This window comes from Haloferax sp. Atlit-6N, assembly GCF_003383195.1.
GTDB lineage: Archaea > Halobacteriota > Halobacteria > Halobacteriales > Haloferacaceae > Haloferax > Haloferax gibbonsii.
This window is the reverse complement of record NZ_QEQJ01000001.1, coordinates 1,534,889-1,559,307: the sequence shown is the minus strand read 5'-3', so window position 1 is coordinate 1,559,307 and position 24,419 is coordinate 1,534,889. Positions and strand designations below refer to the sequence as shown.

At 67.5% G+C, this 24,419-nt stretch carries 32 protein-coding genes and 1 tRNA gene; 18 read left to right on the top strand and 15 right to left on the bottom strand.

The features are described from left to right. Positions 1 to 186: 186 nt before the first annotated feature. Positions 187 to 1,461, bottom strand: a complete 1,275-nt coding sequence (sufS, locus tag DEQ92_RS08170) for a bifunctional cysteine desulfurase/selenocysteine lyase SufS (protein WP_233510307.1) — start codon at positions 1,459 to 1,461, stop codon at positions 187 to 189. Between the two features lie 185 nt (positions 1,462 to 1,646). On the opposite strand from sufS, the gene DEQ92_RS08165 reads away from it, so the two are divergent. Beyond that, positions 1,647 to 2,696 (top strand): PAS domain-containing sensor histidine kinase, encoded by a 1,050-nt coding sequence (locus DEQ92_RS08165; RefSeq protein ID WP_004973936.1) that lies wholly within the window; start codon positions 1,647 to 1,649, stop codon positions 2,694 to 2,696. 44 nt (positions 2,697 to 2,740) lie between these two features. Here the strand turns inward: DEQ92_RS08165 and DEQ92_RS08160 are convergent, their stop codons facing one another. Together DEQ92_RS08160 and DEQ92_RS08155 are read right to left on the bottom strand one after the other, a co-directional pair. Continuing rightward, positions 2,741 to 3,043, bottom strand: a complete 303-nt coding sequence (locus DEQ92_RS08160; RefSeq protein ID WP_004968868.1) for a DUF424 domain-containing protein — start codon at positions 3,041 to 3,043, stop codon at positions 2,741 to 2,743. Between the two features lies 1 nt (position 3,044). After that, positions 3,045 to 3,785, bottom strand: a complete 741-nt coding sequence (locus DEQ92_RS08155) for a tetratricopeptide repeat protein (protein ID WP_004973935.1) — start codon at positions 3,783 to 3,785, stop codon at positions 3,045 to 3,047. Between the two features lie 91 nt (positions 3,786 to 3,876). Here DEQ92_RS08155 and DEQ92_RS08150 point away from each other — a divergent pair, with 91 nt between their 5' ends. Continuing rightward, the gene (locus DEQ92_RS08150) at positions 3,877 to 4,494 is read left to right on the top strand and encodes a histidine phosphatase family protein (protein ID WP_004973934.1); all 618 of its coding nucleotides are present in this window, start codon (positions 3,877 to 3,879) and stop codon (positions 4,492 to 4,494) included. A 26-nt stretch (positions 4,495 to 4,520) separates the two neighbouring features. Beyond that, on the top strand, positions 4,521 to 5,075 hold the full coding sequence (gene thpR, locus DEQ92_RS08145) for an RNA 2',3'-cyclic phosphodiesterase (RefSeq protein ID WP_115804387.1): 555 nt from the start codon (positions 4,521 to 4,523) through the stop codon (positions 5,073 to 5,075). A gap of 6 nt (positions 5,076 to 5,081) precedes the next feature. Here the strand turns inward: thpR and DEQ92_RS08140 are convergent, their stop codons facing one another. Beyond that, positions 5,082 to 6,023, bottom strand: a complete 942-nt coding sequence (locus tag DEQ92_RS08140) for a DMT family transporter (protein WP_115820644.1) — start codon at positions 6,021 to 6,023, stop codon at positions 5,082 to 5,084. Between the two features lie 172 nt (positions 6,024 to 6,195). Between DEQ92_RS08140 and DEQ92_RS08135 the strand changes: the two genes are divergently transcribed. The 6 genes from DEQ92_RS08135 (at position 6,196) to ftsY (ending at position 9,409) form a co-directional block, all read left to right on the top strand. After that, positions 6,196 to 6,348, top strand: a complete 153-nt coding sequence (locus DEQ92_RS08135; RefSeq protein WP_004045214.1) for a 50S ribosomal protein L39e — start codon at positions 6,196 to 6,198, stop codon at positions 6,346 to 6,348. Between the two features lie 3 nt (positions 6,349 to 6,351). Continuing rightward, positions 6,352 to 6,630, top strand: a complete 279-nt coding sequence (locus DEQ92_RS08130) for a 50S ribosomal protein L31e (RefSeq protein WP_004973931.1) — start codon at positions 6,352 to 6,354, stop codon at positions 6,628 to 6,630. A gap of 3 nt (positions 6,631 to 6,633) precedes the next feature. After that, positions 6,634 to 7,299, top strand: a complete 666-nt coding sequence (locus DEQ92_RS08125; RefSeq protein ID WP_115820643.1) for a translation initiation factor IF-6 — start codon at positions 6,634 to 6,636, stop codon at positions 7,297 to 7,299. 81 nt (positions 7,300 to 7,380) lie between these two features. After that, a complete protein-coding gene (gene rpl18a / locus DEQ92_RS08120) occupies positions 7,381 to 7,557 on the top strand; it encodes a 50S ribosomal protein L18Ae (protein ID WP_004973929.1) in 177 nt (58 codons plus the stop codon). Beyond that, positions 7,557 to 8,027: a prefoldin subunit alpha gene (gene pfdA / locus DEQ92_RS08115; RefSeq protein ID WP_008091152.1), complete on the top strand. Its 471-nt coding sequence runs from the start codon at positions 7,557 to 7,559 to the stop codon at positions 8,025 to 8,027. The genes rpl18a and pfdA overlap by 1 nt, the downstream gene beginning before the upstream one ends. Positions 8,028 to 8,053: 26 nt before the next feature. Further along, the gene (gene ftsY, locus DEQ92_RS08110) at positions 8,054 to 9,409 is read left to right on the top strand and encodes a signal recognition particle-docking protein FtsY (RefSeq protein ID WP_004973926.1); all 1,356 of its coding nucleotides are present in this window, start codon (positions 8,054 to 8,056) and stop codon (positions 9,407 to 9,409) included. 21 nt (positions 9,410 to 9,430) lie between these two features. On the opposite strand, the gene DEQ92_RS08105 is transcribed toward ftsY, so the two are convergent. Together DEQ92_RS08105 and DEQ92_RS08100 are read right to left on the bottom strand one after the other, a co-directional pair. Beyond that, positions 9,431 to 10,048 carry a LysE family translocator gene (locus tag DEQ92_RS08105; RefSeq protein WP_115804388.1) on the bottom strand — a complete coding sequence of 206 codons (618 nt, stop codon included), beginning with the start codon at positions 10,046 to 10,048 and terminating at the stop codon, positions 9,431 to 9,433. A gap of 33 nt (positions 10,049 to 10,081) precedes the next feature. After that, on the bottom strand, positions 10,082 to 11,098 hold the full coding sequence (locus DEQ92_RS08100) for a D-2-hydroxyacid dehydrogenase (RefSeq protein WP_115820642.1): 1,017 nt from the start codon (positions 11,096 to 11,098) through the stop codon (positions 10,082 to 10,084). Between the two features lie 99 nt (positions 11,099 to 11,197). On the opposite strand from DEQ92_RS08100, the gene DEQ92_RS08095 reads away from it, so the two are divergent. The 4 genes from DEQ92_RS08095 to DEQ92_RS08080 all read left to right on the top strand — a co-directional run bounded on the left by DEQ92_RS08095 (position 11,198) and on the right by DEQ92_RS08080 (position 14,969). Then, positions 11,198 to 12,589 carry a signal recognition particle protein Srp54 gene (locus DEQ92_RS08095; protein WP_004973923.1) on the top strand — a complete coding sequence of 464 codons (1,392 nt, stop codon included), beginning with the start codon at positions 11,198 to 11,200 and terminating at the stop codon, positions 12,587 to 12,589. A 124-nt stretch (positions 12,590 to 12,713) separates the two neighbouring features. Further along, complete coding sequence (locus DEQ92_RS08090) at positions 12,714 to 13,295, top strand: magnesium transporter (RefSeq protein WP_004973922.1); 582 nt, start codon at positions 12,714 to 12,716, stop codon at positions 13,293 to 13,295. Then, entirely contained in the window at positions 13,296 to 13,856 is a 561-nt protein-coding gene (locus DEQ92_RS08085; RefSeq protein WP_004973921.1) for a magnesium transporter, read from the top strand. It abuts the gene before it with no gap. Positions 13,857 to 13,922: 66 nt separating this feature from the next. Further along, positions 13,923 to 14,969, top strand: coding sequence for a nucleoside recognition protein (locus tag DEQ92_RS08080; RefSeq protein WP_115804390.1), 1,047 nt, complete (start codon positions 13,923 to 13,925; stop codon positions 14,967 to 14,969). A 26-nt stretch (positions 14,970 to 14,995) separates the two neighbouring features. Here DEQ92_RS08080 and DEQ92_RS08075 read toward each other — a convergent pair whose 3' ends face one another. Beyond that, the gene (locus DEQ92_RS08075) at positions 14,996 to 15,412 is read right to left on the bottom strand and encodes an RNA-binding domain-containing protein (protein WP_004973919.1); all 417 of its coding nucleotides are present in this window, start codon (positions 15,410 to 15,412) and stop codon (positions 14,996 to 14,998) included. Between the two features lie 2 nt (positions 15,413 to 15,414). After that, complete coding sequence (locus DEQ92_RS08070) at positions 15,415 to 15,984, bottom strand: AAA family ATPase (RefSeq protein WP_115820641.1); 570 nt, start codon at positions 15,982 to 15,984, stop codon at positions 15,415 to 15,417. A 137-nt stretch (positions 15,985 to 16,121) separates the two neighbouring features. On the opposite strand from DEQ92_RS08070, the gene DEQ92_RS08065 reads away from it, so the two are divergent. The 4 genes from DEQ92_RS08065 (at position 16,122) to DEQ92_RS08050 (ending at position 17,447) form a co-directional block, all read left to right on the top strand. Then, positions 16,122 to 16,499, top strand: a complete 378-nt coding sequence (locus DEQ92_RS08065) for a YccF domain-containing protein (RefSeq protein WP_004973917.1) — start codon at positions 16,122 to 16,124, stop codon at positions 16,497 to 16,499. A gap of 57 nt (positions 16,500 to 16,556) precedes the next feature. Further along, positions 16,557 to 16,630 (top strand) — tRNA-Arg (locus tag DEQ92_RS08060). Between the two features lie 286 nt (positions 16,631 to 16,916). Further along, positions 16,917 to 17,192: a hypothetical protein gene (locus DEQ92_RS08055; RefSeq protein ID WP_004973916.1), complete on the top strand. Its 276-nt coding sequence runs from the start codon at positions 16,917 to 16,919 to the stop codon at positions 17,190 to 17,192. A 51-nt stretch (positions 17,193 to 17,243) separates the two neighbouring features. Beyond that, complete coding sequence (locus tag DEQ92_RS08050) at positions 17,244 to 17,447, top strand: hypothetical protein (RefSeq protein WP_004973915.1); 204 nt, start codon at positions 17,244 to 17,246, stop codon at positions 17,445 to 17,447. Between the two features lie 192 nt (positions 17,448 to 17,639). On the opposite strand, the gene DEQ92_RS08045 is transcribed toward DEQ92_RS08050, so the two are convergent. From DEQ92_RS08045 to eif1A, 5 genes are all read right to left on the bottom strand, one after another. Next, positions 17,640 to 18,053, bottom strand: coding sequence for an ABC transporter ATP-binding protein/permease (locus tag DEQ92_RS08045; RefSeq protein ID WP_004973914.1), 414 nt, complete (start codon positions 18,051 to 18,053; stop codon positions 17,640 to 17,642). A gap of 306 nt (positions 18,054 to 18,359) precedes the next feature. Then, positions 18,360 to 20,012: a thermosome subunit alpha gene (thsA, locus tag DEQ92_RS08040; protein ID WP_004973912.1), complete on the bottom strand. Its 1,653-nt coding sequence runs from the start codon at positions 20,010 to 20,012 to the stop codon at positions 18,360 to 18,362. A gap of 248 nt (positions 20,013 to 20,260) precedes the next feature. Beyond that, the gene (locus tag DEQ92_RS08035; RefSeq protein WP_004973911.1) at positions 20,261 to 20,803 is read right to left on the bottom strand and encodes a KH domain-containing protein; all 543 of its coding nucleotides are present in this window, start codon (positions 20,801 to 20,803) and stop codon (positions 20,261 to 20,263) included. Between the two features lie 93 nt (positions 20,804 to 20,896). Continuing rightward, positions 20,897 to 21,757, bottom strand: coding sequence for a serine/threonine-protein kinase Rio1 (gene rio1, locus DEQ92_RS08030; RefSeq protein ID WP_004973909.1), 861 nt, complete (start codon positions 21,755 to 21,757; stop codon positions 20,897 to 20,899). Between the two features lie 89 nt (positions 21,758 to 21,846). After that, a complete protein-coding gene (gene eif1A / locus DEQ92_RS08025; RefSeq protein ID WP_004045248.1) occupies positions 21,847 to 22,137 on the bottom strand; it encodes a translation initiation factor eIF-1A in 291 nt (96 codons plus the stop codon). A 105-nt stretch (positions 22,138 to 22,242) separates the two neighbouring features. Between eif1A and DEQ92_RS08020 the strand changes: the two genes are divergently transcribed. Continuing rightward, positions 22,243 to 22,422 carry a hypothetical protein gene (locus DEQ92_RS08020; RefSeq protein ID WP_004973908.1) on the top strand — a complete coding sequence of 60 codons (180 nt, stop codon included), beginning with the start codon at positions 22,243 to 22,245 and terminating at the stop codon, positions 22,420 to 22,422. 21 nt (positions 22,423 to 22,443) lie between these two features. Here the strand turns inward: DEQ92_RS08020 and DEQ92_RS08015 are convergent, their stop codons facing one another. Both DEQ92_RS08015 and DEQ92_RS08010 read right to left on the bottom strand, forming a co-directional pair. Beyond that, on the bottom strand, positions 22,444 to 23,274 hold the full coding sequence (locus DEQ92_RS08015; protein WP_115820640.1) for an alpha/beta hydrolase: 831 nt from the start codon (positions 23,272 to 23,274) through the stop codon (positions 22,444 to 22,446). A gap of 87 nt (positions 23,275 to 23,361) precedes the next feature. Continuing rightward, entirely contained in the window at positions 23,362 to 24,348 is a 987-nt protein-coding gene (locus DEQ92_RS08010) for a tyrosine--tRNA ligase (protein WP_004973906.1), read from the bottom strand. Positions 24,349 to 24,419: the final 71 nt, after the last annotated feature.

Below are 24,419 nucleotides of genomic sequence, written 5' to 3'. Positions count from 1 at the left end.
GAGCGGCGTCGATGGCGTCGACCAGTTTGTCGACTTCCTCGCGCGTGTCGTGAGACCACCTTTTGCGCTGCGCTCGTTTCACTCGCTCGGCAAAAGCTGGACCAAAAACGCTCCTCACTCGGTTCGGCACCCCGTGCCTCCCCTCGCTCGTCGGTCCGCTCACTACGTTCGCGGAACGGGTCTGCGTTAGGCGAACAGTTCGCGAGCGGCGTCGATGGCGTCGACAAGTTTGTCGACTTCCTCGCGCGTGTTGTAGATGTAGAACGACGCCCGCGTCGAGGCCGCCACCCCGAGCTTGTCGTGCAGCGGCTGGGTACAGTGGTCGCCGGCGCGGATGGCGACGCCCTGCTCGTTGAGGATGCTCGAGAGGTCGTGGGCGTGGACGCTGTCGAGGTTGAACGCGACGAGGCCGCCGCGGTCGTCGCCCGGCGGGCCGTACATCTCGATGTCGTCGAACTCTCCGAGGCGGTCGTAGGCGTACTCCGCGAGCAGTTCCTCGTGGGCCTGGACGTTCTCCATGCCGATGTCGTCGAGGTAGTCGACGGCCGCGGCGAAGCCGACGCCCTGCGCGATGGGCGGCGTGCCGGCCTCGAACTTCCACGGGAGGTCCTCCCACGTGGAGTCCTCGTAGGTGACGCTCCGAATCATCTCGCCGCCGTAGAGATACGGCTGCATCTCGTCGAGGATGTCGCGCTTGCCGTAGAGCGCGCCGATGCCGGTCGGCCCGCACATCTTGTGACCCGAGAAGGCGAAGAAGTCGGCGTCGATGTCCTCCACGTCGACCGGGCGGGTCGGGACCGACTGCGCGCCGTCGACGAAGGCGTACGCCCCGACTTCGTGGGCCATGTCGGCGAGTTCGGAGACCGGGTTGACGGTCCCGAGGGTGTTCGAGACGTGGACGACCGAGACCATCTTCGTGGAGTCGTCGATGAGTTCCTTCGCGTGCTCCATGTCGAGGCGGCCGTCGTCGTCGACGCGGATGTAGCGAACTTCGGCACCGGTCTTCTTGGCAATCTGTTGCCACGTGACCAGCGAGGCGTGGTGTTCCATCTCGGTCATGACGACCGAGTCGCCCGGTCCGAGTTCGTCGAGGCCCCACGCGTAGGCGACGAGGTTCATCGACTCGGTGGTGTTCTTCGTGAAGACGACCTCCTCGCGGCCGCCGGACGCGCCGATGAACTCCGCGACGCGGTCGTGGGCGTTCTCGTAGGCGACGGAGGCCTCCTGGCTCAGGTGGTGGATGCCGCGGTGGACGTTCGAGTTGTAGCCGTGGTAGTAGTCGACGATGGCGTCGACGACCTGCTCCGGCGTGTGGCTCGTCGCGGCGTTGTCGAGGTAGACGAGCGGCGTGTCGTCGTCGTCGTGCTCACCCGGCGTCGAGATGTCGCCGCCGACCTTCCGCTGGAGGATGGGGAAATCCGCTCGGATGGCGTCGACGTCGACGGGGTACGACTCCTGCACTCTCATTGAGTGTGAGTTGCCCCCGTAGGCACAACACGTCTTCGGTCCGCACGCGGCTCTGCAACCGATTTCGGTTTCGTCAGCCGGCAACTGTGGCCGGTGGCGGTGACGCAATCGCGATGCGGTGGCGACGTGTCGCTCACTCACCCAAACGAATCAAGTAGCTCACGCCCGTCCATTCACCAATGTCAAACGTCACCTCGTCCTCGCTCGCGTTTTCGAGCCTCGACGCGCTCCCGACGCAGCTCGCGATTCTGGACGAGGACGGCGTCATCCTCTACACCAACCGCGCGTGGCGGGAGTTCGGAACCGAACACGACTATCAGGGCGACAGCAGTTCGGTCGGCACGAACTACCTCGGGGTCTGCGACCTCAGCACCACCGACGACGCGACGACGGCCAGCCAGGGCATCCGCGCCGTCATCGACGGCGAGAGAGACGAGTTCTCCTTCGAATATCCCTGCGAAACGCCCGACGAGCGCCTCTGGTTCACGATGCGAGCGACCCGATTCGTCGACGACGGCGACACCTACGTCCAGATTGCGCACCTCGACATCACCGACCGAAAGCGCGCGGAACTGGAGGCCGAAGAGAAGGCCGAACGCCTCCAGAACCTCGCCCGGATGCTCTCGCACGACCTCAGAAACCCGCTTTCGGTCGCGGCGGGCTACGTCGAATCGCTCCTCGACGAAGCGGTCGCCGCCGACCGACTCGAACCGGTCGCGGGCGCGCTCGACCGGATGGACGACATCATCACCGACGCGCTGGTGTTGGCCCGCCACGACGCGGTCGAGGAACTGTCGACCGTCGACCTCGAAACGCGCGCGTCGGCCGCGTGGGAGCACGTCGAGACCGGCTCGGCCGAACTCGTCGTCGCCGACTCGTTCGAGTTCCGGGCGGACCCGAACCTGCTGGGACACGTGTTCGAGAACCTGTTTCGGAACGGGGTCGAGCACGGCGGGACCGACCATCTGACCGTGACGGTCGGCGTCCTCGATGGCGATAGCGACGGCGACGCTACGGGCTTCTACGTCGAGGACGACGGCGTCGGCATCCCCGCGGAGACGCGCGACGAGGTGTTCGAGGCGGGTTACTCCACGGGCGAGGAGGGGACCGGCCTCGGCCTGTCCATCGTCGCGCAGGCGGCTCACGCGCACGGCTGGGACATCGGCGTCACCGAGGCCGACCGCGGCGGCGCTCGTTTCGAGATTACGGGTGTCGAGCGGCCGGCGTAGCGTTGTAGCGGCCGGAGGCCGGAAAACTAGTTTTCGACGGCGGCTCAGCGGAGCCAGAGCAGTTGCGCGTGGAGCGTGCCGCCGACTTCGAGGACGGTCTCCTCGTCCACGAGGCCGGCGTCGATGGCGACCGAGACGGACTCCTCGCCGACGATGTTGGCGACGGTCGCGCGGGTGAGGCTGTCCACGACGGCGTCTTCGTCGGCGGTCTCGGCCTCGTCGCCGCCGTAGAAGTCCTCCGTCACGTCGAGCGAGACGCCGTCGTCGGTGTAGGTCTCGCCGATGCAGTCGGGGTCGCAGACCGAGACGAGGAGCCCCTCGGGGGTCTCCCGCTCGCGGAGGAGCATCCTAGTACTCCTCGACGAGCTCCGCTTCGGCCTGCTCGCGGAGGTCGTCGGCCTGCTGCTGAGCCTGTTCTGCTTCCTCGTCGCGGCCGAGCTCTTCGAGCGCGCGCGCCTTCTCCTCGTGGACGCCCGGAGTGCGCATCCCGAGGCGGATGGCGTTGTCGAAGGCGTTGACGGCGTCCTCGTTGAGGCCGCGCTCGTGGAGGAAGAAGCCGCGGTTGTACCACGCCTGCGGGAAGCGCGGGTCGAGTTCGACGGCGCGCTCCGCGTGGTCGAGCGCGTCGGCCGTCTGGCCGGCCTCCCAGAGCGCGTACGCGAGGTTGGTGTGAGCCGTCGCGGCGTGCTCGCTGTCGTCGTCGAGTTTGAGCGCCTCTCGGTAGGAGCCGATTGCCTCGTCCCACTCTTCGAGTTGGCCGTGCGCCGCGCCCTTGTTGACCCACGCCTCCTGGGCGATGTTGTCGTCGTCGCCGGCGAACCGGGCGACGCGCTCGAACGCCTCCGTGGCCTCCTCGAAGCGGTTTATCTGCATGTACGAGAGCGCCACGTCGAGCAGTTTCTCGATGTCGACGTCCTCGGGGTCGATGTTCCGCTGGTCGAGGATGTCGGTCAGGACGCGCGAGTCGACCGGGTCGACCTTCGTCGGGTCCACCGAGAGTTCGGGCGGGTCGAGCGAGAAGTCGGAGTAGTCCTCGTCGAACCCCTGCCCTTCCGAGAAGCGGTGGGGTCGCTTGCCGTCGTCGGTCATATAGCCGCGCTTGGGCGTCACGGCGGTTAAACGCTGCGTCAGCGGGACGACACCGACCGCTTTTTAGCCTCCCGCGGGCGAGCGTCTCCGAATGTCCGCGCCCCCGACGACGGTCGTGTCGTTCGTCCGGCACGCCCACGCACCGTACGTCCCCGACGCCGAGCGCACCCGCGGCCTCTCGCGTCGCGGCCGCCGCGACGCCGCCCGCGTCACGGCCCGCCTCGCCGACCTCGCGGACGTGGTCGCGACCAGCCCGTACGAGCGCGCCCGCGCCACGGTCGAGGGCGTCGCCGACGCGGCGGACGCCCCGCTCATCGTCGACGAGGACCTCAGAGAGCGCGAACTCGCGGGGTCGCACGTCGACGACTTCGAACAGGCGGTCGAACACCTCTGGGCGAACCCGAACGCGTCGCACCCCGGCGGCGAGTCCCACGCCGAGGCGCAGGCGCGGGGCGTCGCCGCCGTGGACCGACTCGTCGAGGCCTACCCCGACCGCCACGTCGTCGTCGGCACCCACGGGACGCTCATGGCGCTCGTGTTCAACGCCTACGACCCGCGCTACGGGCGCGAGTTCTGGTCGGGCCTGACGATGCCCGACGTGTACGAGGTGACGTTCGTCGACGGCGAGGCGTTCAGCATCGCCCGGACGTGGACGCCCGAGGAGGACGACCGCGCGGGCGACGCCGACCGCGACCCGGCGGAACGTTAACATCCGACTCGGGTCAACTATCTGCCATGCGTTGTTTTCTCGCGGTCGACCTCCCGGACTCGCTCGCGGCGGGCGTCGCCGCGGTGCAGGACCGGCTTTCGGACGCGGACGGGCTTCGGTTCACCGACCCCGCGGGGGCGCACGTCACCCTGAAGTTCCTCGGAGAGCTGCCGCCGGACCGCGTCGACGAGGTGGGAGACGCGGTCGAATCGGCCGTCGACGCCGCCGGGGTCGCCCCCTTCGACGCCTCGCTCGGCGGACTCGGCGTCTTTCCCTCGCTGGACTACATTCGGGTCGTCTGGGTCGGCGTCGACGACGGCGCGGCCGAGCTGACGCGACTGCACGAGGCTATCGAGCGCGAGACGACGGCAATCGGCTTCGACCCCGAAGGCCACGACTTCACGCCGCACGTCACGCTCGCCCGCATGGACGACGCCCGCGGGAAGGACCTCGTCCGGCGCGTCGTCGAGGACGAGTCGCCGACGGTCGGAACGTTTCGGGTGCGCGAGGTGCGACTGAAGAAGAGCGAACGCGGCCCCGACGGTCCCGAGTACGAGACGGTGACGCGGTTCTCGCTGTGAGGCGCGTCAGTCGTCGGTCGACCGCCGCCCGCGACGGCGGTCCACGATACGCCGGAGTTCGCCCCGAATCACCTCGCGTTTGAACAGCAGGAAGCCGGCGAAGATGAGCGCGAAGCCGGCGACGGTGGCGCGCGTCGGCACGCGCCCGAGGACGGTCCAGTCGGCGAGGGCGGCGAAAATCGGGATGACGTATTCGAGGAGGCTCACCTCGATTGGGCCGACCCGGTCGAGGAGCCAGAAGTACAGCAGGAAGCCGCCCGCGCCGGCGACGACCGCGAGGTAGCCGGTGGCGACGAGCGTCGTCTGGGTCCACGCCGCGTCGGCGGCGGACTCCCACGGGAGGGCGACGCTCGTGACGTGCAGCGTGACCGCGCCGACGAGCATCATCCACGCCTGCACGGAGAGCAGCGACATCTCCGTCTCGCTGTCGTGGGTCAGCACCGCGCCGAGGGCGAAGGCGACGGCCGACCCGAACACGAGCGCCGCGCCGACGAGATTCGACGACAGCAGGTTCTCCGGGTCCGGGTTGGCGATGACGACGAGCCCCAGAAAGCCGAGGACGAGCCCGACGATTCGGTGCGCCGAGAGCCGCTCGCGGGCGGCCGTCAGGCGGGTGAGCGTCGGCGTCGTGAGCGGGATGATGCCGAGGAGGACCGACGCGACCGACCCGGGGACGTACACCTGCCCCGAAAACAGGAGGGCGTGGTGCGCGCCGATGCTGAACGCGCCGCCGGCGAGAATCGGTCGCCACTCGTCGCGGGCGGCGGGGAGGACCCGGTCGCCGCGGGCGACGGCGACGGCGAACAACAGGAGCGCGGCCACGTCGAAGCGGACCGCGCCGAGGAACGCCGGCGGGACCGTCCGGAGGGCGATGTCGGTGGCGAGGAAGGCGCTCCCCCAGACGGCGGAGAGCGCGAGGAAGGCGACGGCGGTTCTGGCCCGACTCATTCGATTCGGATTTCGCGCCGCCGGTACTGAATGAGTCGGTTCGGTCGCCCGCCCGCGTCGTCGCCCCGGGAGAACGCCGGGTTATCGCCGATTCGGGCGTGCGGACGCCCCTCACACGCCTGAAACGCGAAGGAACAAGATTTTATGCGGAGGATGGAAAGTGTAGCCCACTATGGGTAAGAAGTCGAAGTCTAAGAAGAAGCGTCTGGCGAAGCTCGAACGCCAGAACAGTCGCGTCCCCGCGTGGGTCATGCTCAAGACGGACATGGAAGTCACGCGAAACCCCAAGCGTCGCAACTGGCGGCGAAGCAACACGGACGAGTAAGCAATGAGCGCAAACGACTTCGAGGAGCGCGTCGTCACCGTCCCGCTCCGAGACGTGAAGGCGGTCCCGGCACACGAACGCGCGGGCCGCTCGATGACGCTCATCCGCGAGCACCTCGCGAAGCACTTCAAGGTCGACGCCGAGAACGTGCGTCTCGACACGCAGATCAACGAGGACATCTGGGCGCACGGTCGGCAGAGCCCGCCGAGCAAGTTCCGCGTCCGCGCCGCGCGTTTCGACGAGGACGGCGAGTCAGTCGTCGAAGCCGAACCGGCCGAGTAAACGGTGCTTCGCGCCTCCTTCGCCGGTTCGTCCTACATCGGCGTCTTCGCTCGCGCGACCGACGACGCGCTGTTGGTCCGCCCGGACGCCGACGACTCGCTCGCCGAGCAGATGGCCGAAGAACTCGACGTGCCGCTGGTCAAGACGACCGTCGGCGGGTCGGGCACGGTCGGTGCGTTAGCGACGGGTAACGAGAACGGACTTCTCGTGTCGAGCCGCGCGACGTCCCGCGAGAAGGAGGCCCTCACCGACGCCGTGGACCTCCCGCTCTACGAGCTTCCCGGTCGTATCAACGCCGCCGGCAACGTCGTTCTCGCGAACGACTACGGCGCGTACGTCCACGCGGACCTCTCCGACGAGGCCGTCTCGGCCGTCGAGGAGGCCCTGGAGGTCCCCGTCGAACGCGGCGACCTCGCGGACGTTCGAACCGTCGGCATGGCGGCCGTCGCCAACAACCGCGGCGTCCTCTGCCACCCGAAGTCGCGCGAACCCGAACTCGAAGCGCTCGAAGCGCTCCTCGACGTTCGCGCCGACATCGGGACGATAAACTACGGTGGACCGCTCGTCGGCTCCGGTCTCGTCGCCAACGAGGAAGGCTACATCGTCGGCGAGGACACGACCGGCCCCGAACTGGGTCGCATCGAAGACGCCCTCGACTACATCGACTGAGGGCCTCGCGTCCCCCCGTTTCTCGCTTCAGTTTCGCTCCGAGTAGGAAGACCTTTCCCGCTCGCCACCCGACCGACGTGCATGAGCCAGTTCATTATCGCGGGCAGCTTCACGAGCCGTGGCGTCGTCCACGAGTTCACGAAGACTGTGGAAGCACCGAACGAGAACGTCGCACAGGAACGCGCCTTTTCGCTCATCGGGAGCGAGCACGGAATCAAGCGTACGAAGGTCGAACTCAACGAGGTGTCCGCGGCATGATGGGTGGCGGTCAGCAGCAACTTCAGCAGCTCTCCCAGGAACTGCAGGCCCTCGACGAGGAAATCGAATCCCTCGAAGGCGAGGTCTCGGACCTGAACGACGAGAAGGACGAGATCGACGAGGCCGTCGAGGCCATCGAGACGCTCGAGACGGGTTCGACGGTGCAGGTCCCCCTCGGCGGCGACGCGTATCTCCGCGCCGAAGTCCAGGACATCGACGAAATCGTCGTCTCCCTCGGCGCGAGCTACGCCGCCGAACAGGAACAGGGCACGGCCATCGAGACCCTGCGACGCAAGCAGGACGCGCTCGACGAGGAAATCGCGAGCATCCGCGGCCAGATCGAAGAGCTCGAAGAGGAGAGCGACGAGATCGAAGAGCAGGCGATGCAGGCCCAACAGCAGATGCAGCAACAGCAGATGCAGCAGATGCAGCAGATGCAGGGCGAGGGCGGCGACGGCGACGACGAGTAAGGTAACCCCCACCTCCTACTATTCAGATGTTCGACGGACTGAAGAAGAAACTCAACCGCTTCCGTAACGACGTTGAAGAGACCGCCGAAGAGAAGGCCGAAGCGGCGGCCGACGAGGCCGAGACCGAGGCCGACGCGGAAGCGGAATCAGCACCAGCAGACGCGGCGGTCGAACCCGAGGCGTCCGAACCCGCTGACACCGACTCCGTCGGCGACGCGGACGTCGATTCCGAAGCCGACGCGGTCGACGACGCTCCCGCGGACGCCGAGTCGGTGACCGACGCGGACTCCGCGCCCGAACAGGCCGCGGCGACCGCGGAGGGAGAACCCGAGCCCGAACCGGCGACGGCGGCGGCCGACGAGCAGATGGTCGACGAACCTGCGGCCGACGTGGACGAACCCGCGCCCGACGAGGCCGAGCCGCGCGAGTCGCTCGCCTCCGACGCCGCGAAAGCCGCGCTGGCGGAGGAAGACGAAGACGGGTCGTCCGGTCCGGGTCGGCTCCGACGCGCCGCCGCGTTCGCCACGGGGAAGGTCGTCATCGAGGAAGAAGACCTCGAAGACCCCCTCTGGGAACTCGAGATGGCGCTCCTCCAGAGCGACGTCGAGATGCAGGTCGCAGAGGAGATTCTCGAAACTATCCGCGAGAAGCTCATCGGCGAGACGCGAAAGCAGGTCCAGAGCACGGGGCAACTCGTCTCCGAGGCGCTCCACGACGCGCTCTACGAGGTCATCAGCGTCGGGCAGTTCGACTTCGACCAGCGCATCGCCGAGGCGGACAAGCCGGTCACGCTCATCTTCACCGGCATCAACGGCGTCGGGAAGACGACGACCATCGCCAAACTCGCCCGCTACTTCGAAAAGCAGGGCTACTCGACGGTGCTCGCCAACGGCGACACCTACCGCGCCGGCGCGAACGAGCAAATCCGCGAGCACGCGGAGGCGCTCGGCAAGAAGCTCATCGCCCACGAGCAGGGCGGCGACCCGGCGGCGGTCATCTACGACGGCGTCGAGTACGCCGAGGCTCACGACATCGACATCGTCCTCGGCGACACGGCGGGTCGGCTCCACACCTCGAACGACCTGATGGCGCAGTTGGAGAAGATAGACCGCGTCGTCGGCCCCGACCTCACCCTCTTCGTGGACGAGGCCGTCGCCGGGCAGGACGCGGTCGAACGCGCCCGGCAGTTCAACGACGCGGCCGCCATCGACGGCGCGATTCTGACGAAGGCCGACGCCGACTCCAACGGCGGCGCGGCCATCTCCATCGCGTACGTGACGGGCAAGCCCATCCTGTTCCTCGGTGTGGGACAGGGCTACGACCACATCGAGAAGTTCGACCCCGAACGGATGGTCGAGCGCCTGCTCGGCGAAGACGAGTAATCGGTCCGTCGTTCTTTTCCGTCACTCCAGTACGAGGACGACCCCGAGCAGCAGCATCGTCCCCGCGCCGACGTAGTTCAGCGCGCTCGCGACCCGCGTCTCCGCGAGTCTCGACCCGAGTCGGTTCGCGCCGAGCGCGACGACCGAGAGGTACAGCGCCGTGAGGACGGCGTAGGTCGCGCCCAGACTCGCCATCCGTATCCCGGTTCCCGCGCCGCGTCCGGCGAAGCCGGGGAGGAACGCGAGGAAGAACAGCGCGACTTTCGGATTGAGCGCGTTGACGAGGACGCCCCGCCGAAAGCTCGCCCCGGCGTCGGTCTCGACCGAGGGGTCGAACTCGCCGTTCCGCAGGGCGGTGACGCCGAGGTACACGAGGTACGCCGCGCCGACGTACTTGAGCGCCGCGGCGGCCTCGGGGACGGTTCGAAAGAGCGCCGCCGCGCCGACCGTCGCGAGGAGCGTGTGAAAGAGGACGCCCGTGGCGATGCCGAACGCCGACCGGACGCCCGGCCCGCGCCCGTCGAGGCCGCGAGCGAGGACGTACATCGTGTCGGGTCCGGGCGCGAGGATGAGCGCGACCGCCGCGCCGCAGAAGGCGAGATAGGTCGCGGCGTCGAGGCCGAACGCGAGCGTCGTCATCGCCCGGGCCTACGATTCGTCGCGGGAAGTAGCTCAGGGGTTCGCGTCGGGGTTCGACGGCGAGTCCGGTCCGGGGCCCGATTCCGGACTCGGAAGCACCTGATTGCGGAGCGTTGGCGTTTCGCCTTCCGACGCCGACGCCAGTCGCTCGACGTTCTCGGCGAGGATGTCGGCGACCCGCGTCCAGTAGTGCGGCGTGTGGCCGGAGACGTGCGGGGTGATGTAGACGTTCTCGAAGCTCCAAAGCGGGTGGTCTTCGGGCAACGGCTCCGGGTCGGTCACGTCGAGGGCGGCGGCGCGGAGCCGGTTGCTTCGGAGGTGCGAGACGAGGGCGTCGGTGTCGACGATACCGCCGCGCGCGACGTTGACGAAGACGGCGTGTTCGGGGAGCGCGCTCAGCGCCCGTCGGTCGATGAGGTCGCGCGTCTCGTCGGTCAGCGGGCACGCGACCACGAGGAAGTCGGTGCGGACGAGCGCCGATTCGAGGTCGTCGAACCCGAGTACCTCGTCGGCCGGGCCGCCCTTCTCCGGCGTGTAGCGGACGCCGACGGTCTCGACGCCGAACGCGTCGAGTCGCTCGACGACCGCCTGTCCGATGGCACCGAGGCCGACCACGGTGGCCGTCGAGCCGTGCAATTCGCCATACGACTGGAAGTGTCGCCACTCGCGGCGTCGCTGGCGGCGGCGCCCCTCGTCGAGTCGGCGGGTAATCATGAGCAGGGAGCCGAGGACGTGTTCGGCGATGTTGGGGCCGTGGACGCCGGAGGCGTTGGTGACGAGGACGCCGCGCTCGCGGAGTGTCTCCAGCGGGAGGTGGTCGTAGCCGGCGGCCGCGCCGGCGAACAGTCGGAGTTCGTCGGCGGCGGCGAGCACGTCGTCGGGGAGCGACGTGCTGGTGATAACGGTCGCGTCGCGCGCGGCGTCGAGCGTCTCCGCGGTCGTCTTCGGATGGCGGACGGTCGCGTCGGGCAGGCGCTCGCGGAGGGCCGCGGCGTACTCCGACGCCGGGATTCCGTGCGTGGGGCGGTCGAGGACGAGAATCGTGGTCATCGAGTGCGTTGTCGGTGCCTCGCGCGAAAGGTCTTCGGCCCGCTCGCGCTCAACGCGACGGATAAAGCCTTTACCGACGCGACGGCGTAGGAAGGGACAATGGTACTCGACAATCTCGGGAGTTCCCTCCGCGGCAGTCTCGATAAACTGCGAGGGAAGTCCCGCCTCGACGAGGACGACGTTCAGGAGATCGTCAAGGAGATACAGCGCTCCTTGCTCTCCGCCGACGTCGACGTCAGCCTCGTCATGGACCTCTCGGACTCTATCAAGACCCGCGCGCTGGAAGAAGAGCCGCCGGGCGGCACGAGCGCGCGCGACCACGTCCTGAAAATCGTCTACGAGGAGCTCGTCGGCCTCATCGGCGAATCGACGGAGATTCCGCTCGAATCGCAGACCATCATGCTCGCCGGTCTCCAGGGGTCGGGGAAGACGACCACCTCAGCCAAGATGGCGTGGTGGTTCTCGAAGAAGGGGCTTCGCCCCGCGGTCATCCAGACCGACACCTTCCGCCCCGGCGCGTACGACCAGGCCAAGCAGATGTGCGAGCGCGCCGAGGTCGACTTCTACGGCGACCCCGACTGCGACGACCCGGTCCAAATCGCCCGCGACGGTCTCGAAGCGACCGAGGACGCCGACGTGCACATCGTCGACACGGCCGGTCGCCACGCGCTCGAAGACGACCTCATCGCCGAAATCGAGGAGATTGAGGGCGTCGTTCAGCCCGACCTGAACCTGCTCGTCCTCGACGCGGCAATCGGGCAGGGCGCGAAAGAACAGGCCCAGCAGTTCGACGAGTCCATCGGCATCGGCGGCGTCGTCATCACCAAACTCGACGGGACGGCGAAGGGCGGCGGCGCGCTGACCGCCGTCAACGAGACCGACTCGTCTATCGCCTTCCTCGGCATGGGCGAGACGGTTCAGGACATCGAGCGCTTCGAGCCGAACGGCTTCATCTCCCGCCTGCTCGGCATGGGCGACCTGAAACAGCTCTCCGAGCGCGTCGAACGCGCCATGTCCGAGACCCAGGCCGAAGACGAGGACTGGGACCCCGAGGAGATGATGAAGGGGAACTTCACCCTCAAGGACATGCAAAAGCAGATGGAGGCGATGAACAAGATGGGGCCGCTCGACCAGGTGCTCGACATGATTCCGGGCTTCGGCGGCGGCATCAAAGACCAGCTACCGGACGACGCGATGGACGTGACGAAAGACCGGATGCGCGCGTTCGAGGTCGTCATGGACTCGATGACCGAAGAGGAACTGGAGAACCCGCGTAAGGTCGGTGCCTCCCGCGTCAAGCGCATCGCGCAGGGGTCGGGACAGGACGAGGAGACGATTCAGGAGCTCCTCGAACAGCACCGCATGATGGAACAGACCATCAAGCAGTTCCAGAACATGGGCGACGGCGACATGCAGCGCATGATGAAGAAGCTCCAGAATCAGGACGGCGGCGGCGGCATGGGCGGCCTCGGCGGCATGGGTCCGTTCTAACTTCGCAGTTCCCGTTCTATTCCTCGTTTTCTGCGCTTCTACTTCCACGACGCCACAGCCCGCAGTTTTCGCGGCTCGCCGGGATACCGCCGACTTTTAACGCTCGGGGCCGTCGCACCCCACAATGACCGTGCGAGACGTGGCGGTCGAGGCCTACAAGGAAGCCTTGCCCGCGCTCGCGGCCAGCCTCGTCGGCGGCCTCATCGCCGGTGTCGTCCTCGGCGGGATGCGGGCCGAACTCCGGGCCGTGCCGGGGCTTCTCGTGCTCGTCCCCGCGCTCTTGGCGACCCGCGGGAACGTCTACGGCTCGCTCGGCGCTCGCATCGCCACCGCGCTCCACCAGGGGCTCATCGAACCCCGCGTCACCGGCGGCGACGAGCGCCTCCGGGCGGCCGCGACGGCCGCGCTCGCCAACGGCGTGCTCACGAGCACGTTCGCCGCCGTCGTGGCGTACTTCCTCCTCACGTTTCTCGGCAGTCGGGTCGCGCCCCTCCCGATTCTCGTCGGCGTCGCCATCGTCGCCGGGTTGCTCTCCGGCATCGTCCTGACCGTCGTCGTCGTCAGCGTCGTCTTCGCGGGTTATCGCCGCGGGCGCAACCCCGACACCATCGTCGGCCCGGTCGTGACGACCACCGGCGACGTGTTCGGCATCCTCTTTTTGCTCATCGCCGTCAGAACCGTCCTCGCCGTCGCGGGGGTGTTCTGAGTGCCGACGGAGTGGACCGTTCGCGCCATCACGCGGGCGATGCTCCCGGTGCTCCTCGTGCTCACGCTCGTCGAACTCGGCAGCGGTCTCGTCCTCGGGAGCTTCGAGGCGCAGCTACTCCGATACCCGTCGCTTCTCGTGCTCGTCCCCGTCACCATCGGGACCGCGGGCAACCTCGGGAGCGTTCTCGCGGCGCGACTCTCCACGTCGTTCCACCTCGGGACGCTCTCGTTTTCGCCCCGCGACGACGAACTCGCGGGGAACGCCGTCGCCACGCTCGCCCTCGCGGTGACGGTCTTCCCCGTCATCGGCGCGGGCGCGTGGGTCGCCACGTTCCTCGTCTCCGGCGACACGTCGCTGGCCCTGCGGACGGTCGTCATCGTCGCCCTGTCGAGCGGGATTTCGCTCGCGGTCCTCGCGGTTCTGGTGACGTTCTCGGCGACCTACGTCGCCTACCGGTTCGGCCTCGACCCCGACGACGTGGTCATCCCCGTCGTCACCAACGTCTGCGACGTGCTGGGCGTCGTCGTCCTGTTCGGGGTGGCGCAGGTGCTCGTCTGACCCCGACGCTCGAACCGCCTCCCGCCGACCGACGCCGATTAGTTCGCTCGGAACCGACCCTCGCTCGTGCAGTCGTCGGCCGTCCTCCCGGTGCTGTTTGAGGTGCTCCCGCGAGTCGCGCGCATCGCCGCCTACATCGCCGTGGGCGTCTTCGCCGCGAACCTCGTCGTCGCCTTCGGCCTCGTCGAGCGCATCGCCGGGCTCTCGCGGTATCTGACGAGCCCCGCGAACCTCCCGGACGAGGTCGGGACGGCCATCGTCACCACCGCCGCCTCGACGACGGCGGGCTACGGCATGCTCGCGGAGTTCCGCGAGTCGGGCGTCCTCGACGACCGGGCGACCCTCGTCGCCGTCACCATCAACACGTTCTTCGGGTTCGTCCAGCACATCTTCACCTTCTACTGGCCGGTGCTCATCCCCATCCTCGGCCGCGAGGTCGGCTTCATGTACGTCGGCGCGCGGGCGGCCATCGCGCTCGCCATCACCGCGACCGGCGTCGTCGCCGGCGCGGTGCTCCTTTCTGACCGCAACACGACTCCGGTCGCCGTCGCCGAGACCGATGGCTCGGGCGGCGCGGTCGACGCGGTTGACGCGGCGGCCACTTCGGACGGCGAGACGACCGACTCAGTCGACGCGGACGCCGCAGACGCGGACGACACCGACGACTCCCTCCGAGAGATGCTCGAAGACGCCGCTCGGAGCACGTGGAAGAAACTGCGGCGCATCGTCCCGCGACTCGCGGTCGTCTACGTGGCCGTCACGCTCCTCCTGCGGACGACCGACCTCGAATCGTTCGCGGCGCTCGCCAGCCCGCTGACGAACCTCGTCGGCCTGCCGGGCGCGGCGGTTCCCGTCGTCGTCGCCTTCGCGTTCGACACGACGACAGGCGCGGCGACCATCGCGCCGGCCATCGGCGAGACGTTCACGCCGAAGCAGGCCGTGGCGACGATGCTCATCGGCGGCATCATCTCCTTCGCCGTCTCGACGTTCAAGCGGTCGATTCCCTTCCAGTACGGCATCTGGGGCCCCGAGTTCGGGTCGAAGGTCATCGCCGTCAACACGGGGCTGAAAATCGTCTTCATCGCCGTCGCGGTGGCGCTGCTGGTCGCCTGAGCGGCCGAGAAGACGTCGTCTGCGACTCAGCGGTCGTTCGGGTCGACCGGTCGCCCGTCTTCGGTCGGCGGCGCGATGTAGTCGATGACCTCGTCGACGGAGGGGTCGCGGACGGTCACGTGGACCTCGATGTCGCCGAGTTCGTCGGGGTTGCCGACGGAGAAGTTGACGACGCCCTTGAACGCGGCCTGCTTTTTCAGCGCGAACGAAAAGCCATCGTCGTCGCGGCGCTTCGCGAACTCGCGGCGGGCGGTGTCGAGGATGGCCTGCTCGTGGAGGCGCTCCGAGAAGCGCTCCAGTTCGTGGGTCTCTCCGACGAGCGTTCCGGGTTCGTGTTCGAGTTCGACGCCGGGGAAGATGTTCTCGACGGCGTCGCCGACGCGGTCGGTGACCTCGGTGTCGCGGACGGGCACCTCGATGCGAACGTCGACGCTGTAAATCATGCTCACGCGTCGGCCTCCGCGACCGCCTCGGGCCCCTCTTCGAACAGTTTCGCGATGGTCTCGCGGTATTCCGCCAGCGTGCTGGTGTTCTGAATGACCACGTCGGCGCGGTCCATCGCGTCGCCCATGCCGAAGTCGAGTTCGCGGCGCTCGCGCTGTTTCAGCGCCTCCACGTCGGTGTCGCTGTCGTCGCGGTCGCGGTCGAGCAGGCGCGCGGCGCGCGTCTCGAACGGCGCTTCGACGCTCACGAGGACGAACTCGTCGCCGAACGCTTCCCGGAAGCGGTCGAGTTCGACGCCCGACCGGAGCCCGTCGACGAGCACCACGTCGTTCGATTCGAGGTGCTCTTCGACCATCGGCAGGGACCGCGCGGCGATGGCGTCGTCGCCCTCTTCCTCGCGGAGCGCGGTCGCTATCTTCCCGTGGTCCGTCGCGGGGTCGAGCCCGCGGCGGCGACACTCCTCGCGGATGACGTCGCCCATCGTCACCACGGGCACGCCCGCTTCGCGGGCCACCTCGGCGAGTTCGCCCTTGCCGCTTCCCGGCAGGCCGACCGTCCCGATGACTCTCATAGCCGGTGTTACCGCGTTGGCGCTGTTAAAGCCTCCCTTCACGTCGCTCCGGGTGGCGGGTTTCGCCGCTCTCTCGTCGCCGGCCCGGCGGACTCCGCCACCCCGTCGCTTTTCGCCTCGGCCCGCGTACTACGCGTATGTCTCAGCGCTCGTTCGTCGTCCGCGCCATCTGGTTCGTCTTCGTCGGCTGGTGGGCGACGCCCGCCGTCGTCAACGTCGCGTGGTTCCTGAACGCGACCGTCATCGGTATCCCGCTCGGCGTCGCGCTCATCAACCTCGTGCCGACGGTGCTGTCGTTGAAAGAGCCGAAAACACGACTCGACCCCGACTCGGGCCGCGGCCAGCGGTCGGTCGTCGTTCGAGCCGTCTACTTCGTCTTCGTCGGCTGGTGGCTGAGTTGGGTCTGGGCGAACGTGGCGGTGCTGTTCACGCTCACCATCATCGGCCTCCCGGTCGGCATCTGGATGCTCAACCGGCTCCCTGCGGTCACGTCGCTGTACCGGTTCGACGGGTAGGTCGGGACGGGTAGAACCCGATTCGTTTTTCTTGCAGGGCCGGTTTGTGGGCATCGAGGGCGCGTAGCTCAGTCGGACAGAGCGTCGGACTTCTAATCCGATGGTCGCGGGTTCGAATCCCGTCGCGCTCGCTCGTCGCCTTCGGCTCCTCGCTCGCGCGACGGACATCGCAAACGCTTCGCGTTTGCTCAATCCCGTCGCGCTCTTTTGGTTGGTCGTCGCGCTCTTTTGCTGTCTGCTCCGTCGCGCTCTTTTTGTTGTGACAGACCGCCGAGCGACAGCGTCGGCGGTCTCGCCTTCTCCAGCCCTAAACTGTCTCTGTTCTCGACGACTATCGGAGCCTGCTCCCGGGTAGTCGTTAGCCAGTCGAGTTAGAAAGACAACACTTTCTTGGTCGGGAGGTACGATACACTTCCCATGGACGTTCTCGGCATCGTCGCCGCGGCGGTCGTCTTCGGCGTCGCCGCCTACAATTTCGCGACGAGCCTCGGCGGCCGATTCGCGAGACCCCTGTTCGGTAGTCTGGGACTCGTCGCCGCGACGCTCTACGTCATCGACAGATTCGGCATCGCGGCGTCGCTCGGACTGGACGTCTCCCGCGGCCTCCAACTCGTCGCGGCCCTGCTCGTGGTGTCGGCGCTAGTCGATTTCCTCGCTCGTCGCGCGGGTGCAGACGCTTCCGAATCGTCGTGAACGCCGGGATTCGCCGTTATTCTCAATACGTGACGGCGAGTTGTCTCTTGTATGGTTTTCGCGTCCGACTCCCCGTTCGGAGGTCGGTTCGAACAGACGATAGACGACGCGGTCGTCTACGGCGACGCCGAGATGGAGTCCGTGCTGCACGAGGGGCCGGTTCGCGTGCTCGTCAACGGCTGGGTCGAGGTCCCGGGCGGCCGGTATCTCTCTCCGCACGCGGTCCACCACATCGACGCGCGAGTGTCCGAGTGACGCCGCCGCCGTCTCTCAGACGAGCGCCAGTTCCCGCCCGCACTCGGGACACTCGTCGTCGACGATAGTCACCGGCGCGTCGCAGTCCGGACAGAACTCGCGGTAACACGCCCTGTCTCCCATACGTACCGCTACCACGGGAACGGTGGTGAACGTTGGGGCGAACCGGAGGAACGAGCGTCGGCCCGACGGTCACTCGTCGTCGACGTCTTTTCCCGGCCCGGCGAAGTTCGCGCCGAGTTCGGTACCGTAGCGCCGGGCGTAGACGCCGGGGACCGCGAGGAGGTCGTCCGGCGCGCCAGACTCCACGACGACGCCGCCGTCGGCGACGTGGACGCGGTCGGCGTCGCGGACGGCGGCCGCGCTGTCTGTCGCCACGACGAGCGGGGCGTCGGCCCGCCGCATCGCGGCGAGGGTAGCGCGGAGGTTCGACGGGGAGGCACTACGGGGCGCGCGGACTACGAGGCCGACACCGGGCAGGAGCGTCGTCGCGAGCGCCGTCGCCTCGGAGATGCGGGGCGCGACGACGGCCAGAAACGGCGGTCGACTCGCGGGCGTGGTCGCGTCCGAGGCGGCGGCGTCCGCCGAGGGCTCGGGAGGGGACATACATCCTGACAGATGCTGCCACGGGTGATAAGTATAGAGACGAACACCGACGGTTCACGAACCGTACCGGACGTTTTATAGAGATTTGTCAACTTCCGCAACGAATCAGTTGCCGATACACCGTCCGTTTCGTGGTGTCGGATGACGATGCGATGCGGGCGCTCGATTAACGGCGTCCCAACCGACGCGCGAGCGGACAAAGCAGACGCTAACGGGCGTGAATCCGCAAAAAACGGGATGAATTCGGCCGACGATTCGAGTCGATGCGAGGTCAGGGGGTGGGTGTGTGGTGGCCTACTGGGGCGCTCACATTGCGCCGCCCATGCCGCCCATACCGCCCATGCCACCCATGCCGCCGCCCATACCGCCGGGCGCGCCGCCCTCGTCGTCGTCGCCGCCCGTCTGGCCACCGGAGAGGTCGCCAGCGGCGATGACGTCGTCGATGCGGAGAATCATGACGGCGGCTTCGGTCGCGGACTCGATAGCCTGGGTCTTGACGCGGAGGGGCTCCACGACGCCCTCTTCTTCCATGTCGATGACCTCGCCCGTGTAGGCGTCGAGGCCGGCTGCGAACTCGCCGCCGTCGTGGCGCGAGCGCAGGTCGACGAGGGAGTCGATGGGGTCGAGACCGGCGTTCTCGGCGAGGGTGCGCGGGATGATGTCCAGCGCCTCGGCGAACGCCTCGACGGCGAGCTGCTCGCGGCCGCCGACGGAGTCGGCGAACTCGCGGAGCTGCAGGGAGAGCTCCGTCTCGGGAGCGCCGCCGCCGGGGAGGACCTTGCCGTCTTCGAGCGTCGTGCGGACGACGCCGAGGGAGTCCTCGATGGCGCGCTCGAGCTCGTCGACGACGTGTTCCGTGCCGCCGCGGAGGATGAGCGTGACGGACTTCGCGTCCTCGACGTCCTCGACGAAGATGCGCTCGTCGCCGCCGACGTCCTTCTGTCCGACGGAGCCGGCGAAGCCGAGGTCGTCGGCCTCGATGTCGTCGAGGCTGCTGACGACGCGGCCGCCCGTCGCGCGGGCGAGACGCTTGAGGTCGGAGGACTTCGTGCGGCGGACCGCGAGGATGCCCTCCTTCGCGAGGTAGTGCTGCGCCATGTCGTCGATGCCGTCACCGACGAAGACGGCGTCGGCGCCGACCTCGACGAGCTGGTCGACCATCTCTTTCAGCTGCTTTTCTTCCTGGTCGAGGAACTGCTGAAGCTGGTCGGGGTCAGTGACGTTGACTTCCGCGTCGATTTCGGTCTCGCGGACTTCCAGCGCGTCGTCGAGGATGGCGATGTTCGCGTCCTCGACGGCGTAGGGCATGTTCTCGTCGACGCGCTCCTTGTCGACGATGACGCCCTCGACGAGTTCGGAGTTATCGATGGTGCCGCCGACGACCTTCTCGATGGAGACGTTGTTCGTGTCGATGCCGTCGTCGTCCTTGACGGCCAGCACGGCGTCGACGACGAGTTCGGAGAGCAGGTCCTTCGCGGACTCCGCGCCCTTACCGGTCATCGCCGTCGCGGCGATCTTCGTGAGGGTCTCGCGGTCGTCCTCGGTGACCTCGATGGCGTTGTCCTCGAGGACTTCCTTGGCCTTCTCGGCGGCCTGGCGGTAACCCTGCGCGATGGTCGTCGCGTGGACGTCCGATTCGAGGAGTTCCTCGGCCTGGTCGAGGAGTTCGCCGGCGATGATGACGGCCGTCGTCGTGCCGTCTCCGACCTCGTCCTCCTGGGTCTCGGAGACTTCGACGATCATGTTGGCCGCGGGGTGGTCGATGTCCATCTCCTTGAGGATGGTGACGCCGTCGTTCGTGACGACGACCTGCCCGCCGGAGTCGACGAGCATCTTGTCCATCCCTTTGGGGCCGAGCGTGGTGCGTACGGCCTCTGCGACGGCCTTCCCGGCCGTGATGTTCATCGACTGCGCATCCTGACCGGATGTGCGCTGCGAGTCTTCGCCCAGAATGATCATGGGCTGACCCTGCTGCATTCGCTGGCTCATAGTCATCGCCTGATTGTTTGTGATTCTATAAAAAAGCTTCGTTTATTGGTATGCCAAAACGCAACACGGTGGGGTGGTCGAGACCCGGTGACGGCGGTCGATTACGCGGGTTTATCCGTGGTTCTCGGCGGGCGGTCTCGCCACTCTCGGAGCGAGTGCGGTGAAAAGACGATGCGGGCGAGTGCCGTGTCGGCGGTGGACTCGTCGGCGGTGGCGTCTCAGTTGTTCTGCCGGACGTTGAAGCCCTGGGTCAGGTCGTTGTGCTTCCGTTCGAGGAAGGAGTACACCGCGCCGTGGGGCGCGCCGTCGAGAATCATCTCGACGGCCCGGCGGACGACTTCGACCTCCTCGGGTTGGCCGATGATGCCGAGCGTCGAGCCGTAGATGACCACGTCCGCGCCGGTCAGCTCTTCCATGAGTTCGCGGGTGCGGCCGTTCTCGCCGATGAGGCGGCCCTTCTGCCGCCGCATGTCGTTTTTGTTTCGGGTGTGCCGGTCTATCTCGATGAGTTCGAACATCATCATGTCGTCGTCGAGGAGCGCCATCGCGTCCTCCGGGGCGAAGCCGCGGCCGACCGCTCGAACCACGTCGGGGGCGACCATGCCGAGTACGGGGTCGCCGACGCTGTCGATGGCGACGCTGCCGTTCTCCGAGTCAACGTCGAGTCGGACTTCCGCGCGACTCTCTATCTCTCGGAGCGTCGAGCCACCTTCGCCGATGAGAACACCGATACGGTCCTGCGGCACCTTGACGTGCTGCATATCTCCCGATACCCGTCGGAGTGGTTTAAGCGTTCGCTCGGCGGGTCGCCGCGTGTGTGGGTCTCACACCCGCCTCGTGGCGGGTCTACGTTTCTACTCGTCTTCGCTCTCGTCGGCCGTGACGAACTCGAACAGCGAGTCGCCGTCGGCGTCGGCACCCTGTCGGCGGAAGAAGTTGGCCACGTTGCGGCAGTCCCGCCGGAGGAACTCCTCGGCGTTGGGGTGGTGGACCGTGACGGCCTGCCCGAGGTCGATGACGACGAGTTCGCCCTCGTGGATGATGAGGTTGTACTCCGAGAGGTCGCCGTGGACGAGGCCGGCGCGGTGGAGTCGGCGCATGTACTCGCGGACGACCTCGTAGGCGGTCTGGGGGTTCTCGACGCGAACCTCCGAGAGCCGCCGCGCCCGGTCGTCGACGACGCCGACGAGTTCCATGACGAGGACGTTCCGCTGGACCGCGATGGGCTTCGGCACCCGGACGCCGGCGCGCTGGGCGCGTTCGAGGTTGGCGAACTCCTTTCTGACCCACGCGCGGACGACCTGCCCCTTGTCGTGGCCGATGTTCTCGAAGCGCGGGTCGCCTTCGAGGTAGTCGCGCATGTGCCGGAAGTCGGAGGCGTTGATGCGGTATATCTTGACCGCCACGTCCGAGTCGTCGCCGCCGAGCGCCTCGAAGACGTTGGCCTCCTTCCCGGTCGAAATCGGCCCGCCGAACGCGTCGATGTACCCGTCTTGGACGAGTTTGTAGATGGCGGCGAAGGTCGCGTCGTCGAACACCGACTGCTCGACTTTGAACTGGTCGGCGTCCTTCAACCGCATCCGGAACTCGTCGAAGTCGCGGTCCTTGCGGCGCGCGATGCGGTCCGCCTCGTCGTCGGAGACGTCTATCTCCTCCCACTCGTCGCCGAACGCCTCGCCCTCCTGGGGTTCGACCATGCCGAACTCGTCAGTCATTGGACTAGGGCTACGAGAGGCGAGATGAAAAGGGCACAGGCTCCGGCTTCGGTGTCGCTCGGCGAACAGTCGGCGCTGTCTCGAACGCGTTACTGGATGTGGCCTTCGCGGCGGAGTTGGTCGGCTTCGGACTTCTCGTAGCGCCAGCTCACGTCGGCCTTCTCGTCCTGCCAGTCCCACGGTTCGACGAGCACCACGTCGTCCTCTCGAATCCAGATTCGCTTCTGCATCCGTCCGGGAATGCGAGCGGTCCGCTCGACGCCGTCGGCACAGCGGACGCGAATACGATTGGCCCCGAGCATGTTCGTCACGACGGCGAACACTTCGTCGTCGTTCGGCATTCGAAGGTCTCGGCGGCTCTCGTTCTCGTCGTCGCTCATGCGCGAGCGTTCGACGTGGTCATGGTTAAATCCGCCGACGTTCGGCCGGTAGGAAGCGTCGGACGGAACGACGCGTTTAGGGCGGTCCCGAAACGCCGTCGTGGTATGCTCGACAAACTCGGCACGAAGGGTATCGCCGGCGTCGTCTCCTTGCTCTTGGGTATCGGTATCGTCGCCTATCAGGCTCCCGTCGTCGCGGCGGGGCTCGCGTTCGTCGTCGCCGGCCTCGGCCTCGTCGCCAGCGGCCTCGCCGAGGGCGTCATGAAGATGTTCGGTATGGCCTGAGAACCCGCCGGAACCCCCTCCTCACAGGCGCTCGCGGAGGAACGAGAACACCCGCTTTCGGACCGCAGGATAGTGGTACGACGAGTGCAAGAAGACGTGGTCGGCCGCGCCGACGGCGTCGTACTCGACTTCGTTTCCCGCCGCGTCGAGGGCGTCCGCCAACCGGGCGCTCTGGTCCGGCGCGACGACCGAGTCATCGCTCCCGTGGAGCAACAGCGTCGGCGGCGCGTCGGCGTCGGGGCCGTTTTCCGAGTTGGCGTCAGCGTCGCCGCCGACGCGGGTAATCGGCGAACACCGACGCAACTCGGCGGCCGACGGCGGGCTATCGAACAGCGGCAGCGACTCCCCGGCGCGCTCGTGGTCGTCGGCTCGCAGGTCGTAGACGCCGGAGACGCCGACCGCGGCGTCGATTCCGGTCCGCCGCCCGAACTCGTCACCGTCCGAAAGCGCCGCCAACAACGCGAGGTGCGCCCCCGCGGAGTGGCCGACGACGGCGACGGCCTCGGAGTCGATGCCGAACTCGTCGGCGCGGTCGACGACCCAGTCGATACCCTCGCACACGTCCTCGATTTGCGCGGGAAACGGCGCTTCGTGACCCAGTCGATACGATACCTCGGCCGCGACGAACCCCTCGTCGGCGGCGTCGAGCGCCCAGCGGGCGAACTGGCCGGTCGAGCCGGTCTCCCACGCGCCGCCGTAGACGAAGACGACGAGCGGCCGGGGTGAGTCGGCTGTTTCGGTTTCCGTGGTCGCCGGCGCGTCGGGGCGGTACACGTCCGCGGTCAGCGTGCGCTCCTCGCGGTCTGCGACGGTTCGGTTTCGATGAACGAGAACGTCGGAAGAGCGGGGCATACCGACCCGTCGGGTCGGCGGATTCTATCGGTTTGGGAGACGGCGAGTAGCGGGTCGTCGAGAAGGTGAACTACGGGGGCGCGGCGATTACTCGGCTATCTTCGCGCGACCCGGCTCGATGAGTTCGTCGAGGTAGTTCGCGAGCGCGCCCTTCGCGTCGGCGGGGTGGAGTTCGCCGGATTCGAGGTCGGCCTCCAGCGTCTCGTAGTCGTCGTATTCGAGGTTCCCGCCGTACTGCTCGGGGCGCTCGACGACGACCCGCTGGAAGCGCGGGAAGACGTGGTACTCGAAGATTTGGAGGACGGGGTTCTCGCGCTCGTCGCCCTCGTCGGTCGGGTCGGGGTCGGCCGTCGGCGGGCAGAACGCGCCGTTGACCTTGTCTTCGATGTCCTCGGTGGTGTCCTCCATCGAGATGGTGACGCCCTCGGAGGAGGACATCTTGCCGATGCCCGTCCCGAGGTCCGCGATGAGCGGCGTGTGCATGCAGGTCGGCGACTCCTCGCCGATGCTCGGGAGCGTGTCGCGGGCGAGCATGTGGACCTTGCGCTGTTCCATCCCGCCGATGGCGAGGTCCACGTCGAGGTAGACGATGTCGAGCGCCTGCATGATGGGGTAGACCGCCTGCGCGACGGTGACGCCCTCGCCGCTCTTGATTTCGGCCATGGCGCGCTCGGCGCGCGAGAGGGTCGTCTCCAGTTCGAGCGCGTGCAGGTCGAGGACGTAGCTCTCGTCGAGCTGGTACTCCGAGCCGAGGACGAACTCCGTCTGACTCTCGTCGAGGCCGTAGGCGATGAACTGCGCTTTCATCCGCTCGGCCGTCTCGCGAATCTCCTCGAAGGTGCCCTTGCCGTTGAGGTAGGCGTGTACGTCGGCCAGAAGCACGACTACCTCGAAGCCCGCCTCTTGGAGGTCGATGAGCTTGTTGGCGGTGAGCATGTGACCGATGTGGAGGACGCCGGAGGGCTCGTAGCCCACGTACGCTCGCTTGCCCTCGGGGTCGTCGGCCAGCGCGCGCACTTCGTCCTCCGTGACCACTTCGGAGGCGTTCCGAGTGATCAGGTCGTATGCGTCCATACCTGTTCGGTGTCGGGGACGTGGCATATGACTTCTGATAGGGATTATCGTGAACCGCCTCGGGGTCATGC

Coding starts and splice junctions, on each gene's coding strand:
- DEQ92_RS08165 (WP_004973936.1), top strand. CDS start 1,647: ATGTCAAACGTCACCTCGTCCTCGCTCGCGTTTTCGAGCCTCGACGCG.
- DEQ92_RS08160 (WP_004968868.1), bottom strand. CDS start 3,043: ATGCTCCTCCGCGAGCGGGAGACCCCCGAGGGGCTCCTCGTCTCGGTC.
- DEQ92_RS08155 (WP_004973935.1), bottom strand. CDS start 3,785: ATGACCGACGACGGCAAGCGACCCCACCGCTTCTCGGAAGGGCAGGGG.
- DEQ92_RS08150 (WP_004973934.1), top strand. CDS start 3,877: ATGTCCGCGCCCCCGACGACGGTCGTGTCGTTCGTCCGGCACGCCCAC.
- thpR (WP_115804387.1), top strand. CDS start 4,521: ATGCGTTGTTTTCTCGCGGTCGACCTCCCGGACTCGCTCGCGGCGGGC.
- DEQ92_RS08140 (WP_115820644.1), bottom strand. CDS start 6,023: ATGAGTCGGGCCAGAACCGCCGTCGCCTTCCTCGCGCTCTCCGCCGTC.
- DEQ92_RS08135 (WP_004045214.1), top strand. CDS start 6,196: ATGGGTAAGAAGTCGAAGTCTAAGAAGAAGCGTCTGGCGAAGCTCGAA.
- DEQ92_RS08130 (WP_004973931.1), top strand. CDS start 6,352: ATGAGCGCAAACGACTTCGAGGAGCGCGTCGTCACCGTCCCGCTCCGA.
- rpl18a (WP_004973929.1), top strand. CDS start 7,381: ATGAGCCAGTTCATTATCGCGGGCAGCTTCACGAGCCGTGGCGTCGTC.
- pfdA (WP_008091152.1), top strand. CDS start 7,557: ATGGGTGGCGGTCAGCAGCAACTTCAGCAGCTCTCCCAGGAACTGCAG.
- ftsY (WP_004973926.1), top strand. CDS start 8,054: ATGTTCGACGGACTGAAGAAGAAACTCAACCGCTTCCGTAACGACGTT.
- DEQ92_RS08105 (WP_115804388.1), bottom strand. CDS start 10,048: ATGACGACGCTCGCGTTCGGCCTCGACGCCGCGACCTATCTCGCCTTC.
- DEQ92_RS08100 (WP_115820642.1), bottom strand. CDS start 11,098: ATGACCACGATTCTCGTCCTCGACCGCCCCACGCACGGAATCCCGGCG.
- DEQ92_RS08095 (WP_004973923.1), top strand. CDS start 11,198: ATGGTACTCGACAATCTCGGGAGTTCCCTCCGCGGCAGTCTCGATAAA.
- DEQ92_RS08090 (WP_004973922.1), top strand. CDS start 12,714: ATGACCGTGCGAGACGTGGCGGTCGAGGCCTACAAGGAAGCCTTGCCC.
- DEQ92_RS08075 (WP_004973919.1), bottom strand. CDS start 15,412: ATGATTTACAGCGTCGACGTTCGCATCGAGGTGCCCGTCCGCGACACC.
- DEQ92_RS08070 (WP_115820641.1), bottom strand. CDS start 15,984: ATGAGAGTCATCGGGACGGTCGGCCTGCCGGGAAGCGGCAAGGGCGAA.
- DEQ92_RS08065 (WP_004973917.1), top strand. CDS start 16,122: ATGTCTCAGCGCTCGTTCGTCGTCCGCGCCATCTGGTTCGTCTTCGTC.
- DEQ92_RS08055 (WP_004973916.1), top strand. CDS start 16,917: ATGGACGTTCTCGGCATCGTCGCCGCGGCGGTCGTCTTCGGCGTCGCC.
- DEQ92_RS08050 (WP_004973915.1), top strand. CDS start 17,244: ATGGTTTTCGCGTCCGACTCCCCGTTCGGAGGTCGGTTCGAACAGACG.
- DEQ92_RS08045 (WP_004973914.1), bottom strand. CDS start 18,053: ATGTCCCCTCCCGAGCCCTCGGCGGACGCCGCCGCCTCGGACGCGACC.
- thsA (WP_004973912.1), bottom strand. CDS start 20,012: ATGATCATTCTGGGCGAAGACTCGCAGCGCACATCCGGTCAGGATGCG.
- DEQ92_RS08035 (WP_004973911.1), bottom strand. CDS start 20,803: ATGCAGCACGTCAAGGTGCCGCAGGACCGTATCGGTGTTCTCATCGGC.
- rio1 (WP_004973909.1), bottom strand. CDS start 21,757: ATGACTGACGAGTTCGGCATGGTCGAACCCCAGGAGGGCGAGGCGTTC.
- eif1A (WP_004045248.1), bottom strand. CDS start 22,137: ATGAGCGACGACGAGAACGAGAGCCGCCGAGACCTTCGAATGCCGAAC.
- DEQ92_RS08020 (WP_004973908.1), top strand. CDS start 22,243: ATGCTCGACAAACTCGGCACGAAGGGTATCGCCGGCGTCGTCTCCTTG.
- DEQ92_RS08015 (WP_115820640.1), bottom strand. CDS start 23,274: ATGCCCCGCTCTTCCGACGTTCTCGTTCATCGAAACCGAACCGTCGCA.
- DEQ92_RS08010 (WP_004973906.1), bottom strand. CDS start 24,348: ATGGACGCATACGACCTGATCACTCGGAACGCCTCCGAAGTGGTCACG.